Below are 17,064 nucleotides of genomic sequence, written 5' to 3'. Positions count from 1 at the left end.
TCCACCTTCGGGTGGGGCCCCGTCGTCGTTCCCGCCCTTGATAGCGTCGGGGCGTGACCGGTGAACTGCAGTCCCTCCTCGGTATCGACACCCCGATCGTCCTCGGCCCGTTCGGTGGGCTCTCGTCGGTCGCGCTGACGGCGAGCGTGAGCGACTGCGGCGGCCTCGGATCCTTCGGACTGTACGGCTACTCGGGCGACCGGATCCGTGACACCGCGACGGCGCTGCGCGCCGCGACCGGACGCCCCTTCGCCCTGAACCTCTGGCTGCCGACGGGGGACGAGGTCGCGCCCGACGAGGTCGACCTGACCGCCGCGCAGGCGGCCGTCGCGCCGCTGTTCGAGGCGGCCGGTGCGGCCGTCCCGCCGCTGCCCGCCGCGTTCCTCCCTCCCCCGTCGGAGCAGCTCGATGCGGTGTGGGATGCCGCGCCCGCCGTCCTGAGCGTCGTGTTCGGGGTGCCCGCGCCGGAGGTCGTCGCCGAGGCGCATCGTCGTGGCATCCGCGTCATCGGCACCGCGACCACCGTCGCCGAGGCCGTCGCGCTGGAGGAGGGCGGCGTCGACGCGGTCGTCGCGAGCGGTGCCGAGGCAGCCGGTCACCGGGTGAGCTTCCTGCGACCGGCCGAGGAGTCCCTCGTGGGGACGTTCGCCCTCGTGCCGCAGGTCGTCGACGCCGTCGACGTCCCGGTGATCGCCGCGGGCGGCGTGGCCGATCGTCGGGGTGTCGCGGCGGCGTTCGCGCTCGGGGCGGCCGGCGTGCAGGTGGGGAGCGCGTTCCTGCGGACGCGGCAGTCGGCGGCCGCCGAGGCGCACCGAGCCGCACTCGCGGCGGCGGCGGACACCGACACGGTGCTGACCCGGGCGATGAGCGGGCGCCTGGCCCGCGGCATCCCGAATCGAGCGGTGCGGACGATCGAGCGCGCGGGGGCCGTCGCGCCGTTCCCCGCACAGAACTGGCTGACCGGGGCGTTCCGCTCCGCGGCGGCGCAGGACGGCGACCTCGTGTCGCTGTGGGCGGGTCAGGCGGCCGGCCTGTCGCGGTCGGACGACGCCGCCGCAGTGTTCGCGGAGCTGGTCCGCGGGCTGCCGCGCTGACACAGTCCGTCACCCGGGGAAGATCTCGGGCCGCTGCGTGTTGTACTGAAGGGTCGCGCCGGCCACCGCTGCTGTGCGACCGCATCCCGACACCCCCTCACCAAGGAGATCCATGTCCCGTCGTACCGCTGCCCTCGGAGCCCTCGCCCTCAGCACCGTCCTGGCGCTGACCGCCTGCTCCACGAGTTCGGGGCAGCCCGGTGCCGGCGGCGAGGACCTCGGTCTCGCCAAGGCGGGCACGCTCACGGTCGCGACCGAGGGCACCTACCGCCCGTTCACGTACCACGACGAGACCGGCAAGCTCGTCGGCTACGACGTCGAGATCATCGAGGCCGTCGCCGAGAAGCTCGACCTGAAGGTGGAGTTCCAGGAGACCCAGTGGGACGGCATCTTCGCCGGTCTCGATGCGGGCCGCGTCGACGTCATCGCCAACCAGGTCTCGATCAACCCCGAGCGCGAGGAGAAGTACCTCTTCAGCGAGCCGTACACCGTCTCTCCGAGCGTCGTCGTGGTCCAGGAGGGCGACGACTCGATCTCGAGCTTCGCCGACCTGAAGGGCAAGAAGACGGCGCAGTCGCTCACGAGCAACTTCTTCCAGCTGGCCGAGGAGGCCGGCGCCGACGTCACCCCGATCGAGGGCTGGGCACAGGCCGTCGAGCTGCTGCGTCAGGGCCGCGTCGATGCGACCGTCAACGACAAGCTCACCTTCCTCGACTACGAGAAGACCAACGGACCCACGGGCCTGAAGATCGCGGCCGAGACCGACCCCGCCCAGAGCGCCGTCGTCGCCGCGAAGGACAAGACGGCGCTGATCGAGAAGATCGACGACGCGCTCGACGAGCTGCGCGAAGATGGAACCCTCGCGAAGATCAGCGAGACCTACTTCGGAGCCGACGTCACCGAGTGATCCCGGCCCCGACGGGCTCGGCGCGACGCTGCGAGGCGTCCGTCGGGCCCGTCGCCCGTTCTGAGAAAGGATGCCGGTGGACGCCGATACGTGGCAACTGGTCCTGAGCTCGTTCTGGCCGATGCTCCTGGCCGGGGTGACGGTCACGATCCCGCTCGCCCTCGTCTCGTTCGTGATCGGTCTCGTGCTGGCGATCGCGGCGGCGCTGATGCGCATCTCGGGCAACCGGCTGCTGTCGGGTCTCGCCCGGGCGTACATCTCCGTCATCCGGGGGACGCCGCTGCTCGTCCAGATCTTCGTGGTCTACTACGGGCTGCCGCAGATCGATGTGCGCCTCGACGCCTGGCCGGCCGCCGTCATCGCGCTGTCGCTCAACGTCGGCGGGTACGCCGCGGAGGTCATCCGCGCCGCGATACTCTCCGTCCCCAAGGGGCAGTGGGAGGCGGCGTTCACCGTCGGTCTGCCGCGGGCCACGGCGCTCCGGCGCATCATCCTGCCGCAGGCGGCGCGCGTCTCGGTTCCGCCGCTGTCGAACACGTTCATCTCGCTCGTGAAGGACACGTCCCTCGTGGCGCAGATCACGGTGGCCGAGCTGTTCCTCGCGGCGCAGCGCATCGCCGCGTTCAGCTCGGAGTTCCTCGTCGTCTACATCGAGGCCGCGTTCATCTACTGGCTCTTCTGCCTCGTCCTCTCCTTCGGTCAGGACCGCATCGAACGGAGGCTCGATCGCCGTGTCGCACACTGACGCCCCCCTGCTGGCCGTGACCGGACTGCGGAAGTCCTTCGGCGACAACCTCGTCCTCGACGGCGTGGACTTCGCCGTCGGTCGCGGCGAGGTCGTCTGCCTCATCGGTCCGAGCGGGTCCGGCAAGACCACGGTGCTCCGGTGCCTCAACGGCCTGGAAGCTCCCGACGCCGGCGTGGTGACCTTCTCCGACGGCCAGACGCAGGACTTCGCCGCCCTCGCGAAGGGCAAGGAGGCGAGGCAGCAGCGCGCCGCTCTCCGCGACCGCTCGGCCATGGTATTCCAGCACCACAACCTGTTCCCGCACCTGACGGTCCTCGAGAACGTGATCGAGGGTCCCGTCCACGCACGAGGAGTCGCGCGGGATGCCGCCGTCGCCGACGCGGAGCGGCTGCTGGCCCGCGTGGGGCTCGCCGAGAAGCGGGACGCCTACCCGCACGAGCTCTCGGGCGGTCAGCAGCAGCGGGTCGGCATCGTCCGCGCGCTCGCCCTGGCGCCCGACGTGCTCCTCTTCGACGAGCCGACGAGCGCGCTCGACCCCGAGCTGGTCGGGGAGGTACTCCTCGTCCTGAAGGAGCTCGCCGACGAGGGCTGGACGATGGTCATCGTCACGCACGAGCTCGGCTTCGCGCGACAGGTCGCCGACGAGGTGGTCTTCTTCGACGGCGGCGTGATCGTCGAGCGCGGTCACCCCCGCGACCTCTTCACCGCGCCGACGAACGAGCGCACCCGGCGCTTCCTCGACCGCATCCTGCGACCGCTCGAGGAGTGAGGCGTCAGGCGTCGCGGCGGATCTCGAAACCCGCGTCGCCTTCCACCGTCGACACCTCGGTCATCGCGACGTCGTCGACCACGCCGCCCCGGGGTCCCTTCGCCGCCCAGTCGAGGACCGCCTCGACGGCCCCGGCGTCGCCCTGGACCTCGGCCTCGACGGTGCCGTCCGACAGGTTGCGCACCCAGCCGGTCGCGCCGACCGTACGTGCGATGTGATGCATCGCGTAGCGGAACCCGACGCCCTGGACGATGCCCCGGACGACGAGGCGGATGCGGCGCATCAGGCGTCCGCCACGCTCAGCACGATCTTGCCGCGCGTGTGGCCGCGTTCGAGCTCGCGATGCGCCCCGGCGGCGTCGGCGAGGTCGAATACCCGGTCGATGTAGACCTGCACGGCACCCGAGTCGAGCAGGCGTCCGAGCGTCGCGAGCACGGCACCGTCGGGGATGGTCTTGTAGGAGGTCGCACGCACGCCGGCCGCCGCGGCGGCATCCGCGTATCCGTCCCATGCTCCCGTGGGCACCATGACGTAGAGACCGCCCGGGCGCAGGACGGTCAGGGACCGTGTGCCGGTGTCGCCGTGGACGTTGCCCACGAGGTCGATGACGACGTCCACCTCGCCGACGACCTCCTCGAAGCGGGTCGTCGTGTAGTCGATGGCGACGGATGCCCCGAGCTCGCGCAGCCAGCCGAGGTTGCGCTCCGAACCGGTCGCCGTCACGTGGGCACCGAAGTAGGCCGCGAGCTGCACGGCGAAGTGACCGACGCCGCCGGAGCCGGCGTGGATGAGGACGCGCTGGCCCTCGTGCGCGTGAGCGGTCTCGACGACGAGTCCCCAGGCGGTGAGCGCCGCGACCGGCACCCCCGCCGCCTCGACGTGCGACAGCGAGGCGGGCTTGCGCGCCACCGACAGGGTGGGCACGACGAGGTAGTCGGCGTAGCTCCCGCCCGTCCGGGGGAAGGCCGCCATCCCGAACACCGGGTCGCCCGGCTGCAACGGGTGGGCCTCGAACGGGCTCGCGACGACGACCCCGCTGAAGTCGAAGCCGAGGGGCGTGGGGTCGCCGTCGAGGAGACCGTTCAGGCCGCGACCCGCGCGGGTCTTGGCGTCGATCGGATTCACGCCGGCGGCGACGACGCGCACGAGCAGTTCGCTGAGTGCGGGCTTCGGGACGGGCAGGCGGGCGACACGGAGGGCCTCGGCGTCGCCCGGGGCGTCGTAGACCACGCCGCGCATGTCCGCGGGAGGAGCGGTCACCTCGACGACCTCGCTCGCGGTGGGGGCTGCGGATCGCAGCGGCCGGAATCGCATCGGCTGCTCCTTCTCACCTGCGCTCGACGGCGAGCGCGGGGGTGCTCGGTGGAAGACCAGTCAATCGCGACATTGTCTCGACGGTGTTACGTCGGCGTCACCGGAGCGAGAATCCCGGCGGCCTACGTGGTGGGGCCGCCGTCGGGTCGGGATCCGGCGACGAGGGCGTGCAGCAGTCGGGCGAGGTTCTCGATGTCCTCGACCCGCCAGTCCTCCAGCGCGGCGAGCAGCGCGCCCTCCTGGGGGCCCCGGGCATCCGCGAGGCGATCGCGGCCGTGCGCCGTGGCGCTCAGCAGGCTCGACCGGCCGTCGTTGGGGTCGGGAGTGCGTTCGATGAGTCCGAGCTCCGTGAGCTCGCGCACGCTCCGGCTGAGTTGGCCCTTGTCGAGCAGGAGCATTTCGGCGAGGGCGGACTGGGTGACCGGCTCGTGACGCACGATCGTCGTGAAGACCTTGTAGGCGCCCGGCAGCATCCCCGGGCTCACACGGTTGGCGTTCTCGGTGATCTTGCGCCGGAAGAGGGTGATCAGGTCGCTGAACTCGCCCTCGAGGGCCCGCACCGCGCGGGTGCGGGCCTCTCGGTCGGTCGCTGCGGACATCGTGTCCATGTTATCGGCGTGCCTCGCTCGCGGCCTCGTCCGCCCGGGCGTCGGGGGCGACCACGGGAACCGTGCCCGTCGCGGTGACGGCGTCCATTCCGGCGGGCACCGACACGGTGGCCAGGTCGGCCTCCGACGCCTGGCGACGCTCGGAGGTCGTCATGGTGCTGAGGCTGCGGTTGGGCAGGAAGATCACGGCCAGGATGCTGATCACACCGAACGGCACGGCGATGAGGAACGCGGACGAGATGCCCTGCGCGTAGATGTCCTCGACGATCACGCGGAGGCTCTCCGGCATGGTGGCGACGCGGGGGAGTGCGCCGGAGGCGAGCTGCTTGGCCCAGGTCGCCCCCTCGGGCCCGAGGGCGGTGAGGGCGGCGACGATCTTCTCCTGCGCTCCGCCGAACAGGTCGGTGACGCGCGTGGCGAGCGCCGCGCCCATGAGCGAGACGCCGACGGTGCCGCCGAGGCTGCGGAAGAAGGTCACACCCGAACTCGCGACGCCGATCTCCGACGGCTTCGCGGTGTTCTGCACCGCCAGGACGAGGTTCTGCATCGTCATGCCGACGCCCGCGCCCAGCAGGAACATGTAGACCGAGACGAGGAAGAAGTCCGTGTCGTAGTGGATGGTCGACAGGAGGGTCGCGCCGGCGGTCAGCAGGATGCTGCCCACGACGAGGTACGGCTTCCAGTGGCCGAAGCGCGTGATGAGCGCACCGACACCGACCGACGACAGCAGGAGCCCCGCGATCATCGGGATCGTCATGAGGCCGGCCTCGGTCGGCGTGGCGCCGCGGGCCATCTGCATGTACTGGCCGAGGAAGACCGACGCACCGAACATCGCGATGCCCGTGGCGATCGAGGCGACGACCGCGAGGGTGAAGGTGCGGTCGCGGAAGAGGGTGAGCGGCACGAGCGGCTCGCTGGTGCGCAGTTCGACGACGACGAACAGCACGGCGGCGACGAGGGCGCCACCGACCATGAGGATGGTCTCGGTGCCCCACCAATCGAAGCTGGAGCCGGCGCTGGTGACCCAGATGAGCAGCAGCGAGACGGCGGTGGACAGCAGCACGATGCCGAGGTAGTCGATCTTCGGACGGCGACTGCTCACGCTCGAGTGAGGCAGGGTGCGCTGCACCATGATGAGCGCGGCGACGGCGATCGGGAGCGACACGAAGAAGTTCCAGCGCCAGCCGAACGCGTCGGTGATGACGCCACCCAGCAGCGGGCCGCCGACGGTCGCGACGGCCATGACGGCGCCGAACAGGCCCATGTAGCGGCCGCGCTCACGCGGGCTGATGATGTCGGCCATGAGCACCTGGCTGAGGGCCGCGAGGCCTCCTGCGCCGAGACCCTGCACGGCGCGGAACGCGATCAGCGTGCCGGGGTCCTGCGCGAACCCGGCGGCGGCGGTCGCGAGGACGAAGATGACGAGCGCGATCTGGTAGAGCGCCTTGCGGTTCACGAGGTCCGCGAGCTTGCCCCAGATGGGCGTCGAGATGGCCGTGGTGAGCAGGGTGGCGGTCACCACCCAGGTGAACGCGCCCTGGTCGCCCTGGAGGTCGTGGATGATCACGGGCAGCGACGTCGAGACGACCGTCGACGCGATCATCGACACGAACATGCCGAGGAGCAGCCCCGAGAGCGGGGCGAGGACCCGGCGCGGCGCGGTGGGGGTCGAGGTGGACATGCAACTCCTGTTAGATGATTCAGGTCAACATTTGATAGACGTCAACTATATGCCGTCATTTGATCCACGTCAACTATCTCCCCGACGCGCGACGGAACACCGCCCGGAGGCGGCCTCATCGCGGGGGATCAGTCGGCGAGGGCGAGCGCGCGGAAGATGTCGCGTTCGCGCAGCTGCTCGCGGCGGCTCACCGGCGCGGCCGTCTCGCGCACCGGCGGCGTCTTACCGGTCGTGCGGTGGTAGAGCTCGTCGATCAAGGCGGTCGCCAGGCGCACGAGCGACCCGATCTCGGCCTCGTCGCGATCGATCCAGGCGCACCGCGGCTCGTCCCGGAGCGGGACGAAGTCCTGGTGCTCCTCCCATACGACGAGCGTGCGCTCGGCGCCGAGGACGTGCTGCTGCCACCACACCTGACGCAGGTACGTACGGGGGATCGACTTCCACGTCTTGTTGGTCGTCTTGATCTCGGCGAGCGTGACGCGGCCCGCGGCATCCACCATGATCCCGTCGGGGGTGGCGAGGTGCCGCTTCTCGATCTCGGCGTGGAACAGCGCCGACGACGGACGGATGCCGTGGGTCGCCGCGACCCAGGCGGCGATCTCGGGCTCACGCCGTCGACCATGGTCGGTGTAGGCGTTGCCGCTGAATCCGGAGCCGTTGAGTTTCGCCTCGGCCGCTCGGGCGATCGCCTTCTCGCTGGTGAGCGCGGCGACGTCCGTGGCCGTGATCCCGCGGGAGCGGGCCCGCATCCACGCGACCCGGTCGCGGGAGTCCGCGACGATCCGGGCGGCGAGTTCGGGAGTCACCCGTCGATCCTAAGTCGCCCCTCCCGCGCGGGCTGCCCCGACCCGCCGCGCGCGGCCGTCGACCGATCAGACGGTCGCGACCCCCGCGGCGAGAACGTCCCGGGAGAGCGCATGCTCGACGGCGAGGATGCTGGCGCCCAGGACGCCCGCCTCCGCACCCGTCGCGGACTGCACGATCGACAGGTGCGCCGTCGCGAGCGGCGCGGAACGGGAGTACACGACCTCGCGCACCCCGGCGATCAGGTGCTCGCCCACCCGCGCCATCGATCCGCCGATGGCGATGACCGAGGGGTTGACGAGGCTCACGCACGTCGTGAGCACCTCGCCGATGTCGCGTCCGGCCTGCCGGACGGCCTGGATGGCGTCGACGTTGCCGTGCTTGACCAGGTCGACCACGTCGTTCACCGTGTGGGCCTCCACCCCCGTCGCGCGGAGGGTGCGCGCGATCGCGGGACCCGAGGCGAGGGCCTCGAGGCAGCCCCGGTTGCCGCACGTGCACGGCACATCGCCGCCGCGGGCGATGTGGACGTGCCCGATGTCGCCCGCGACACCCTGCGCGCCGCGCTGGAGGTGCCCGTCCGAGATGAGGCCGGCGCCGATCCCCGTCGCGATCTTGACGAAGAGGAGGTTGTCCACCGACGGCCACGCGGTGGCACGCTCGCCGAGGGCCATCGTGTTGACGTCGTTGTCGACGAGCACCGGGACCGGAATGTGCGCCTGCAGCCACCCCGGGATGTCGAACCCGTCCCACCCGGGCATGATCGGCGGGGTGGACGGCTTGCCGCTCGAGTGCTCGACGGGTCCCGGGACGCCGATGCCGATCGCCGCGACGGCCGGGTCGTCCCGACCGACCTGGGCGAGCAGTCGGCGCGCGCCGTCGAGGAGCCAGGACAGGACGGCATCCGGTCCGTCGGCGATGTCGATCGGCTCCGAGGACTCCGCGAGGATGGTCCCGGCCAGATCCGCGATCGCCACCGTCGCGTGCGACGCCCCGAGGTCGGCCGCGATGACGACCCGTGCGGCGGGGTTGAGCGCGAACTGCGACGGCGGTCGCCCCCCGGTCGACACCTTGTCGGCGACGGCCGTGATCAGCCCCATCCGCATCAGCTCATCGACCCGCGCGGCGATGGTGGAGCGCGCGAGCCCGGTCGACTTCGCGAGTTCGGCCCGGGTGCGCGGCACGCCGTCGCGGAGCAGCTGGAAGAGCTCGCTGACGCCGCTGGCGAGGGAGGGGGAGTCTGTCATCGGGTCTTCTTCCAGGTCCTGCTGCCGGCGGGCGCGTGTCCCGCGTCCGTCAATTGTCCCCCGGCGACGCTGGGGAGCTTCCCATGTGACGCCAGGGGGACGCCTCTCAGGACGAGCGACCGGCGGGACGTGCGAACCGCTGCTGCAGGAGCACGGCCACCACGATGATGACGCCCTTCGCGACGGCCTGGACCGACGACGTGAGGTTGTTCTGGATGAAGACGTTCGTGAGCGTCTGGAAGATGAGGACGCCGAGGACGGTGCCCGTGATCGTCCCGCGTCCACCGATCAGCAGGGTCCCGCCGACGACCACAGCCGCGATCGCGTCGAGTTCGTAGAGCTGACCGTTGACCGAGGTGCCCGCCGTCGTGCGCCCGAGGATCATCACGCCGGCGATGCCCGCGCACAGCCCGGAGAGGGCGTAGAGGTACAGGACGTGCCGCTTGACGTTGATGCCGGCCAGGCGTGCCGCTTCGCGGTTGCCGCCGATGGCGACCGTACGCCTGCCGAAGGTGGTCCGGTTCAGCAGCACCCATCCCAGGACGGCGACGACGAGGAAGATCCAGATCAGCATGTCGACACCGAGGATGTCGAGGTTCATGAAGGTGATGAACTCGCGCTGTCCGCCGACCTGCAGGGTCCGCCGGTCGGCGAGGATCTCGGCCAGGCCGCGCGCCCCCACCAGCATGGCGAGGGTCGCCATGAAGGCCACCACGTTGCCGTAGGCGATCACGATGCCGTTCAGCAGTCCCGCGAACACGCCGACCGCGAGGGCGACGAGGACCATGACGATCCAATGGGTCTGATCGGCGAGGTCCTGCACCGCCGCGAGCGCCCCCACCACCGAGGCGAGGCCCAGCACCGAGCCGACGGAGAGGTCGATCCCGCCCGCGATGATGACGAGCGTCATCCCGATGCTGATCACCCCGACGATCGAGGCCTGACGCAGGATGACCATGATGTTCGACAGGCCGAGGAAGGTGTCCGGTGCCGTCGCCGCCCCCACGATCACGAGGACGAGCAGGGCGAGGACGAGGCCGAGGTTGCGGCCGACGGAGCCGGAGAGGATGCGGCGCCACAGGGGCGCGTCCGGGGCGGTGACGGTGGACGTCGTCGCCGCGGGTTCCGTCGGTGTGAGGGGAGTGTCCGCCCCCGTGGTGGTCTGCTCGCTCACGCGGCGCTTCCTTTCATGACGAGGTCGAGCACGCCGTGCTCGTCGATCTGGGTGGAGGGGACGGTGGAGAGGATGCGGCCCTCCGCGACGACGAGCACGGTATCGGACAGCCCGATCACCTCCTCGATCTCGCTGGAGACGATCACGACGGCGTTGCCGTCGGCCGCGAGCCGCCGGATGAGGGCGTAGATCTCCGCCCGGGCGCCGACGTCGACGCCGCGCGTCGGCTCGTCGAGCAGGAGGACCCGGGTCCCGTGCACGAGCCATCTCGCGAGGAGGATCTTCTGCTGGTTCCCACCCGACAGGGTGCGCGCCGGACGATCGGGGTCTGCCGGCCGCAGCTCCAGGGCGTCGATCTGCTGCCGGGCGGCGGCTCGCTCGGCGCGGAAGTCCAGGAACCCTGCGCGGGCGAAACGCGGGATCGAGGGGAGGGTCACGTTCATCGCAATCGGCTCGTCGAGGACGAGCCCCTGGCTCTTGCGTTCCTCGGGCGAGAGGCCGACCCCCGCCGCGACCGCGTCGACGACCGAGCCCCGCCGCAGCCTGCGTCCGGCCACCGCGACGGTGCCGCCCGTCGCCCGCCGGGCGCCGTAGACGGTTTCGAGGATCTCGGAACGGCCCGATCCGACGAGCCCGGCGAGCCCCACCACCTCGCCCGCGCGGACCTGGAACGACACGTCGTCGAAGACGCCGCGCAGCGAGAGCCCGTCGACGTCCAGCACGACGGGCGCGTCGGTCGCGAGGGGCGCGTGCGCAGGGAACACGTTCGCGACCTCGCGGCCGGTCATCAGCCGGATGAGCTCCGGGGTGGGGGTGTCGGCGACGGGGAGCCCGGTCGCCGTGGTCCTGCCGTCCTTGAGGACGGTGATGCGGTCGCCGATCTGTCGGATCTCCTCGAGCCGGTGGGTGATGTAGACCACGGCGATGCCGGCGGAGGTGAGTTCGCGGACGACGCCGAACAGGTTCTGGACCTCGTGCGTGTCGAGGACGGCCGACGGCTCGTCCATGATGATGAGTTTCACGTCGTGGGACAGCGCGCGGGCCATCGCGACGATCTGCTTGTTCGCGGCGCTCAACTGACTCACTTCGAGGTGCGGTGACAGGCTGGCGTGTCCCAGTCGGCGCAGGAGCTCGCGGGTCCGTGCGGCGGCCTCGCCGCGTCGGGTGAATCCGCCGCGCGAGAGTTCGTGCCCGAGGAAGATGTTCTCCGCGATGGTGAGGCCGTCGACCACGTCGAGTTCCTGGTACATCGTCGCGATGCCCATCGCGAGCCCGGCGTCCGGGTCGGGGATCTCGACGACCTCGCCGTCCCACCGGATCTCGCCCTCGTCCGGTCGGTGGACGCCGGCGAGGGTCTTGATGAGCGTCGACTTGCCGGCACCGTTCTGCCCGAGGATGCAGTGGACCTCGCCGGCGCGGACCTCGAGGTCGACGCCGCGCAGCGCCCGCACGCCGGCGAAGGCTTTCGTCACGCCGCGGACGTCGAGTAATGACGTTTCATGGTCGACTTTGATCACGCGGTGAACATAACATGCCGGGTTCACAGCCCGCGAGGACAAAGACGAAGGGGTGCTCAGGCGCGTCGACCCGACGATGCGCGCGGATGCGCCTGTTACCGCCCGCATCCGCCGGTATGGGACTTTTGCGCTTTCAAAATCAAAAGTTGACCATTCCAACATCCGTTCTGTTATGTTCATCCCGTCAGCGCTGACCCTCCTCGTGTGAGTACTCGAAACCGAGAGACGCGTTGGCCGCTTCACACCAGAGCTGCATCACATTCAAGGAGGAAGACATGCGCTCACGCATGACCGCCCGGACGCGCCTCGTCCTGACCGGTGCCGCCGCCGCGGCCGCCATCGGTCTGCTGGCCGGGTGCACGGGCACCGGCGCCGATGAGGACAGCGTCGTCGACCAGGGCACGTCGGCCGAGGAGAACGCCGAGAGCGGCGACACCGTCACGATCGGCTTCTCGGGTCCCGCCGCCGACCACGGCTGGCTCGGCGCCATCAACTCCGGCGCCGCGGACGCCGCTGCCAGCTTCGACGACGTCGAACTGAAGACCGCGGAAGGCACGAACGATCCCATCGCCCAGATCGCCGCCGTCGAGACGTTCGTCAACGACGGCGTCGACGCCATCGTCCTGCTCCCGACCGACGGTGCCGCGCTCACCGAGGCCGCCATCGCCGCGATGGAGGCCGGCATCCCCGTCATCAACGTCGACCGCGAGTTCTCGAGCCCGTTCGCCGCTCGCGCGACGATCCTCGGCGACAACTACGGCATGGGCGTCTCGGCGGGCACCTACATCTGCGAGCAGCTCGAGGGCACCCCGGATGCCGTCGTGGCCGAGATCGCCGGCATCGACTCACTGCCGCTCACCCAGGACCGCTCGCAGGGCTTCAAGGATGCGCTCGAGGACTGCGGCCTCGAGGTCTCCGCCCGTGTCGCCGCCGACTTCACCGTCGCCGGCGGGGAGTCCGCGGCATCCCAGCTGCTCTCGGCCAACCCGAAGATCGACGCGATCTGGAACCACGACGACGACCAGGGCATCGGCGTCATGGCCGCCATCGACTCCGCCGGTCGCGACGAGTTCTTCATGATGGGCGGCGCGGGCAGCAAGGCCGCGATGGAAGCCATCAAGGACGACGACACCGTCCTGAAGGCGACGGTCATCTACCCGTCGACGCAGGCGGCCGACGGGGTCGCGCTGGCGCGCCTCATCGCTCAGAGCAAGACGCTCGGGGACATCATCACCCCCGGCATCCCGAACCGGATCGTCCTCGACGCACCGGTCGTCACGAAGGACAACGTCGACCAGTTCATCGACCTCTCATTCGAGTGATCATCGAAGGGGGCGCCCGGTGCGTGGGCGCCCCCACCACCTCCGAGAGGACATCGACATGACGCAGACGCTCCGGATCGCGATGATCGGCCACGGTTTCATGGGAGCCGCCCATTCGCAGGGCTGGCGGGTCGCACCGAGGTTCTTCGACCTCCCGCTCGATCCGGTCATGCAGGTCGTGACGGGTCGCGACGCGGCTGCCACCGCCGCGGCCGCGGCCACGTGGGGGTGGTCGGAATCCTCCACCGACTGGCGGGCCACGATCGCCCGCGAGGACATCGACGTCGTCGACATCGTCACCCCCGGCGACACCCACGCCGAGATCGCGATCGCCGCGCTCGAGGCCGGCAAGCACGTGCTCTGCGAGAAGCCGCTGGCCAACTCCGTCGCCGAGGCCGAGGCGATGACGGATGCCGCGGCCCGCGCGGCGGCGCGCGGCATCCGTGCCATGGTGGGCTTCACCTACCGTCGGGTCCCCGCCGCAACCTTCGCGCGGGACCTGGTCGCCGCCGGCAGGATCGGCGAGGTCCGGCAGGTGCGGGCCGAGTACCTGCAGGACTGGCTCATCGATCCGGAGGCGCCGATGACGTGGCGCCTCGACCGCACGAAGGCGGGCTCGGGATCGCTCGGCGACATCGGCGCCCACGCGGTCGACCTCGCGGAGTACATCACGGGGCAGACCGTCGACAGCGTCTCGGGCATCGTCGAGACCCTCGTCGAGGAGCGTCCCCTGCTGGGGGAGGGCATCGGGCTCTCGGGGACGGCGAGCACGGAACGCGGACGCGTGACCGTCGACGACGTCGCGCTCTTCACGGGGCGGTTGAGTTCCGGCGCCCTCGCGTCGTTCGAAGCGACCCGCTACCGGACGGGGCGCAAGAACGCGCTGCGGGTGGAGGTGTCGGGGACGAGCGGTGCGCTCTCGTTCGACCTCGAACGGCTTAACGAACTCGACTTCTACGACGCGACCGCACCGGGGACCGAGCTCGGCTTCCGCCGCATCCTCGTCACCGAGCACGACCACCCGTACCTCGCACCGTGGTGGCCGACCGGACACATGCTCGGCTACGAGCACGGCTTCTCCCACCAGGTCGTCGACTTCACGACGGCCGTCGCCGAGGGCACCGCACCGCGCCCGTCGTTCGCCGACGGTCTGCACGTGCAGCGCGTCCTCGACGCGGTGGAACGCAGCTCCGCGGACCAGAGCCGCTGGGTGCAGACGAACGACTGACTGCGGGACCCCGCATCCGAGAAAGGATCCGCGATGGCGCGACCGATCACCCTGTTCACCGGCCAGTGGGCCGACCTGCCGTTCGACGAGGTCGCGCGCCTCGCGGGGGAGTGGGGCTACGACGGGCTCGAGATCGCCTGCTGGGGCGACCACCTCGACGTGTCCCGCTGGGACGACGCCGCCTACGTCCGCAGCCGGAGGGAGATCCTGGAGCGCAATGGACTGCAGGTGCACGCCATCGCCAACCACCTCGGTGGGCAGGCGGTGTGCGACGACCCGATCGATCAGCGGCACCGCGACATCCTCTCCGACCGGGTCTGGGGCGACGGCGACGCCGAGGGGGTCCGCCGGCGAGCCGCCGAGGGGATGAAGGACACGGCCCGGATGGCCGCGAAGCTCGGGGTGAAGATCGTCACCGGCTTCACGGGGTCGTCGATCTGGAAGTACCTCGCCATGTTCCCACCGGCATCCCAGGACATGGTCGACGCCGGCTACGAGGACTTCGCCGCCCGTTGGAACCCGATCCTCGACGTGTTCGACGAGGTCGGCGTGCGGTTCGCCCACGAGGTGCACCCGTCCGAGATCGCGTACGACTACTGGACCACGCACCGCGCGCTCGAGGCCATCGGCCACCGCGAGGCGTTCGGCCTGAACTGGGATCCGAGCCACATGGTGTGGCAGGACCTCGACCCGGTGGCGTTCCTGTGGGACTTCCGCGACCGGATCATCCACGTCCACTGCAAGGACACGAAGAAGCGCCTCGGCAACGGACGCAACGGGCGGCTCTCGTCGCACCTCGCCTGGGCCGACCCTCGGCGCGGCTGGGACTTCATCTCCACCGGGCACGGCGACGTGCCCTGGGAGGACGCGTTCCGCATGCTCAACGCGATCGGCTACACCGGCCCGTTGTCGGTCGAGTGGGAGGATGCCGGCATGGACCGCCTCGTCGGAGCCCCCGAGGCGCTCGCCTTCATCCGCCGCCTCTCGACGTACGAGCCGTCCGCCGCCGCCTTCGACGCCGCCTTCTCCTCGCACTGACCCGAGCGCCGGTGCCGGCGCGCGAGGGCGTGCGCTGCGTCGCCTTGTCGCCCTCCCGCCCGTGCGCTGCCGCCCGGCATCCGCCCTTCTGTCCACATCATGTCGTCTGGTCGACATCACACGTCGTGAGCTGCGCGGAACGTGTGTTCTCGTGCGGACGACATGATGTGGACATCCGTCGCTTCCTCCACTGGACGACGGATTGCGGAGGCTTCCCCGGTTCGGCGCGCGAACCCCTCTGGGTCGGGCCGCCCTACAGAGGCTTGGCTGCATGCCTCGACACATCTCGTTCGCCGAAGCGCGCCGGCTGATTCTCGATCGTGCCGATCTGGAACGCTCCGGGTGGCGGTCGCGTGACATCACGGACGCGGTGAGAGAGGGTCGGATGCTGCGGATCCAACGCAATCGATACGTCCTCGCCGAGCAGTTCGACGACCTATGGCCCGAAGCGCGCCACCTCGTCGAGATCGCCGCCGCCGATGCTGAGCGGAAGGGCGGGACGAGCGTGTTCTCCTATCAGTCCGCAGCGGTGCTGTGGGGACTGCCGCTTGCACGGCACGTACCCGATGCGGTTCACGTGAGCATGCCGGCGGATGGCCGGCTGGTCAGTCGCGCGGCGCTGCGCCGACACGCGGATCGGCTCGAGCCGTCCGAGATCACGAACCCGTTCGATGTGCCCTGCACGACCTTGGCCCGGACGCTCTGGGATGTGTGTCGAGTTCTGCCGCCGTCCAGCGGTGTCGCGGCCGCCGACGCGGCATTGCGCATCGTGGCGTCCACATCCGGCGGCGATCCCGAGGCGGTCGAGCGCTGGCGTCAGAGTGTGCTCGACATCGGCCGGCGAAAGCGCGGTTCACGCGGAGCGGCTCGTGCCGGGACGGTCATCGCCTTCGCGAACGGTCTCGCCGAGAGTACGGGCGAGAGCATCGCGCGCTGGATGCTGGCGGAGATCGGGTTCGCCCGATTCCGGCTCCAAGTCCCGGTGCGCGGGCCCGCCGGCTCGGACTACCGCGTCGATATCGAGCTGGAGGACGAGAACGTTCTCGTCGAGTTCGACGGCGCGGTCAAGTACCGCGACGATGAGCTCCGCGCCGGTCGACGCCTGGACGACATCCTGCTCCTGGAGAAGCAGCGTGAGGATTGGATCCGAGGCGTGACGCAGAAGCGACTCGTGCGCATCGGGTGGACGGACCTCGACACACCGCAGGTGCTCGCCGCCCGGATGGCTGCCTTCCGGATCTCACCACGCCCATGAGCGCGGCGAACGCGGCATCCCCTGCCTCCTCCGTCGTGCACATCATGTGCTCCGAACGACTGCACATCTCCTGAACCGTCCACATCGTGTGGTCTCGTCGGGAGCACATGATGTGGCCGACGCGGCGGCGCCCCGCCCGCACCTTCGCGCGAACGCACGGACCGGATGCCGGGATTTGGCGGGTGCGCGAGCGCGGCGTACACTGGGGGACAAGCCAAAGACCGTCGGTCATCGCTGTGCGCCCGCGCACACGATCGAAGCTCTGCATCGCAGGGGCCCACGCAGGTGTACGACAGACTTCCGGGAAACCGGGCCGAAGCTCCGTGCGCTTGCGCCGGAGCTTTTCTCATGCAGCCCG

Annotated in this window: 16 protein-coding genes; 8 read left to right on the top strand and 8 right to left on the bottom strand. The window is 70.4% G+C overall.

The window, feature by feature from the left end:
* The first annotated feature begins 53 nt into the window (after nt 1-53).
* The 4 genes from Q9S71_RS01440 to Q9S71_RS01425 all read left to right on the top strand — a co-directional run bounded on the left by Q9S71_RS01440 (nt 54) and on the right by Q9S71_RS01425 (nt 3,518).
* Entirely contained in the window at nt 54-1,094 is a 1,041-nt protein-coding gene (locus Q9S71_RS01440) for an NAD(P)H-dependent flavin oxidoreductase (protein WP_311860120.1), read from the top strand.
* Nucleotides 1,095-1,206: 112 nt separating this feature from the next.
* The gene (locus Q9S71_RS01435) at nt 1,207-2,001 is read left to right on the top strand and encodes an amino acid ABC transporter substrate-binding protein (RefSeq protein ID WP_064002983.1); all 795 of its coding nucleotides are present in this window, start codon (nt 1,207-1,209) and stop codon (nt 1,999-2,001) included.
* Between the two features lie 121 nt (nt 2,002-2,122).
* Nucleotides 2,123-2,746, top strand: a complete 624-nt coding sequence (locus Q9S71_RS01430; protein ID WP_422880342.1) for an amino acid ABC transporter permease — start codon at nt 2,123-2,125, stop codon at nt 2,744-2,746.
* Nucleotides 2,733-3,518, top strand: coding sequence for an amino acid ABC transporter ATP-binding protein (locus Q9S71_RS01425; protein ID WP_311860118.1), 786 nt, complete (start codon nt 2,733-2,735; stop codon nt 3,516-3,518). The genes Q9S71_RS01430 and Q9S71_RS01425 overlap by 14 nt, the downstream gene beginning before the upstream one ends.
* A gap of 4 nt (nt 3,519-3,522) precedes the next feature.
* Here Q9S71_RS01425 and Q9S71_RS01420 read toward each other — a convergent pair whose 3' ends face one another.
* The 8 genes from Q9S71_RS01420 to Q9S71_RS01385 form a co-directional block, all read right to left on the bottom strand.
* Nucleotides 3,523-3,801, bottom strand: coding sequence for an acylphosphatase (locus Q9S71_RS01420; protein WP_311860117.1), 279 nt, complete (start codon nt 3,799-3,801; stop codon nt 3,523-3,525).
* On the bottom strand, nt 3,801-4,832 hold the full coding sequence (locus tag Q9S71_RS01415; RefSeq protein ID WP_311860116.1) for an NADP-dependent oxidoreductase: 1,032 nt from the start codon (nt 4,830-4,832) through the stop codon (nt 3,801-3,803). Before Q9S71_RS01415 ends, Q9S71_RS01420 begins: the two co-directional genes overlap by 1 nt.
* Before the next feature lie 122 nt (nt 4,833-4,954).
* Complete coding sequence (locus Q9S71_RS01410) at nt 4,955-5,431, bottom strand: MarR family winged helix-turn-helix transcriptional regulator (protein WP_217530797.1); 477 nt, start codon at nt 5,429-5,431, stop codon at nt 4,955-4,957.
* Between the two features lie 10 nt (nt 5,432-5,441).
* The gene (locus tag Q9S71_RS01405) at nt 5,442-7,121 is read right to left on the bottom strand and encodes an MDR family MFS transporter (RefSeq protein ID WP_311860115.1); all 1,680 of its coding nucleotides are present in this window, start codon (nt 7,119-7,121) and stop codon (nt 5,442-5,444) included.
* A 128-nt stretch (nt 7,122-7,249) separates the two neighbouring features.
* Entirely contained in the window at nt 7,250-7,927 is a 678-nt protein-coding gene (locus Q9S71_RS01400) for a YqaJ viral recombinase family protein (RefSeq protein ID WP_253035409.1), read from the bottom strand.
* A 66-nt stretch (nt 7,928-7,993) separates the two neighbouring features.
* Nucleotides 7,994-9,172 (bottom strand): ROK family transcriptional regulator, encoded by a 1,179-nt coding sequence (locus tag Q9S71_RS01395; RefSeq protein WP_311860114.1) that lies wholly within the window; start codon nt 9,170-9,172, stop codon nt 7,994-7,996.
* A 106-nt stretch (nt 9,173-9,278) separates the two neighbouring features.
* On the bottom strand, nt 9,279-10,346 hold the full coding sequence (locus Q9S71_RS01390) for an ABC transporter permease (RefSeq protein WP_311860113.1): 1,068 nt from the start codon (nt 10,344-10,346) through the stop codon (nt 9,279-9,281).
* Complete coding sequence (locus Q9S71_RS01385) at nt 10,343-11,818, bottom strand: sugar ABC transporter ATP-binding protein (protein ID WP_311861659.1); 1,476 nt, start codon at nt 11,816-11,818, stop codon at nt 10,343-10,345. Before Q9S71_RS01385 ends, Q9S71_RS01390 begins: the two co-directional genes overlap by 4 nt.
* Nucleotides 11,819-12,138: 320 nt before the next feature.
* Here Q9S71_RS01385 and Q9S71_RS01380 point away from each other — a divergent pair, with 320 nt between their 5' ends.
* The 4 genes from Q9S71_RS01380 to Q9S71_RS01365 all read left to right on the top strand — a co-directional run bounded on the left by Q9S71_RS01380 (nt 12,139) and on the right by Q9S71_RS01365 (nt 16,706).
* Nucleotides 12,139-13,185, top strand: a complete 1,047-nt coding sequence (locus Q9S71_RS01380) for a substrate-binding domain-containing protein (protein WP_311860112.1) — start codon at nt 12,139-12,141, stop codon at nt 13,183-13,185.
* Between the two features lie 82 nt (nt 13,186-13,267).
* Entirely contained in the window at nt 13,268-14,413 is a 1,146-nt protein-coding gene (locus Q9S71_RS01375; protein WP_311861656.1) for a Gfo/Idh/MocA family protein, read from the top strand.
* Between the two features lie 33 nt (nt 14,414-14,446).
* Nucleotides 14,447-15,451 carry a sugar phosphate isomerase/epimerase family protein gene (locus Q9S71_RS01370; RefSeq protein ID WP_311860111.1) on the top strand — a complete coding sequence of 335 codons (1,005 nt, stop codon included), beginning with the start codon at nt 14,447-14,449 and terminating at the stop codon, nt 15,449-15,451.
* Nucleotides 15,452-15,653: 202 nt separating this feature from the next.
* Nucleotides 15,654-16,706 carry a hypothetical protein gene (locus Q9S71_RS01365; protein ID WP_311860110.1) on the top strand — a complete coding sequence of 351 codons (1,053 nt, stop codon included), beginning with the start codon at nt 15,654-15,656 and terminating at the stop codon, nt 16,704-16,706.
* Nucleotides 16,707-17,064 lie beyond the last annotated feature (358 nt).

The sequence above is a fragment of the Microbacterium gawkjiense genome (assembly GCF_031932225.1).
GTDB lineage: Bacteria > Actinomycetota > Actinomycetes > Actinomycetales > Microbacteriaceae > Microbacterium > Microbacterium gawkjiense.
Note: the sequence above shows the minus strand (reverse complement) of the source record. Positions and strands in the feature narration are given on the sequence as shown.

Excerpts from the sequence above, each read along its gene's own strand:
- Q9S71_RS01370 (WP_311860111.1), top strand. The coding sequence starts at position 14,447 with ATGGCGCGACCGATCACCCTGTTCACCGGCCAGTGGGCCGACCTGCCG.
- Q9S71_RS01420 (WP_311860117.1), bottom strand. The coding sequence starts at position 3,801 with ATGCGCCGCATCCGCCTCGTCGTCCGGGGCATCGTCCAGGGCGTCGGG.
- Q9S71_RS01395 (WP_311860114.1), bottom strand. The coding sequence starts at position 9,172 with ATGACAGACTCCCCCTCCCTCGCCAGCGGCGTCAGCGAGCTCTTCCAG.
- Q9S71_RS01410 (WP_217530797.1), bottom strand. The coding sequence starts at position 5,431 with ATGTCCGCAGCGACCGACCGAGAGGCCCGCACCCGCGCGGTGCGGGCC.
- Q9S71_RS01430 (WP_422880342.1), top strand. The coding sequence starts at position 2,123 with ATGCTCCTGGCCGGGGTGACGGTCACGATCCCGCTCGCCCTCGTCTCG.
- Q9S71_RS01435 (WP_064002983.1), top strand. The coding sequence starts at position 1,207 with ATGTCCCGTCGTACCGCTGCCCTCGGAGCCCTCGCCCTCAGCACCGTC.
- Q9S71_RS01405 (WP_311860115.1), bottom strand. The coding sequence starts at position 7,121 with ATGTCCACCTCGACCCCCACCGCGCCGCGCCGGGTCCTCGCCCCGCTC.
- Q9S71_RS01380 (WP_311860112.1), top strand. The coding sequence starts at position 12,139 with ATGCGCTCACGCATGACCGCCCGGACGCGCCTCGTCCTGACCGGTGCC.
- Q9S71_RS01415 (WP_311860116.1), bottom strand. The coding sequence starts at position 4,832 with ATGCGATTCCGGCCGCTGCGATCCGCAGCCCCCACCGCGAGCGAGGTC.
- Q9S71_RS01375 (WP_311861656.1), top strand. The coding sequence starts at position 13,268 with ATGATCGGCCACGGTTTCATGGGAGCCGCCCATTCGCAGGGCTGGCGG.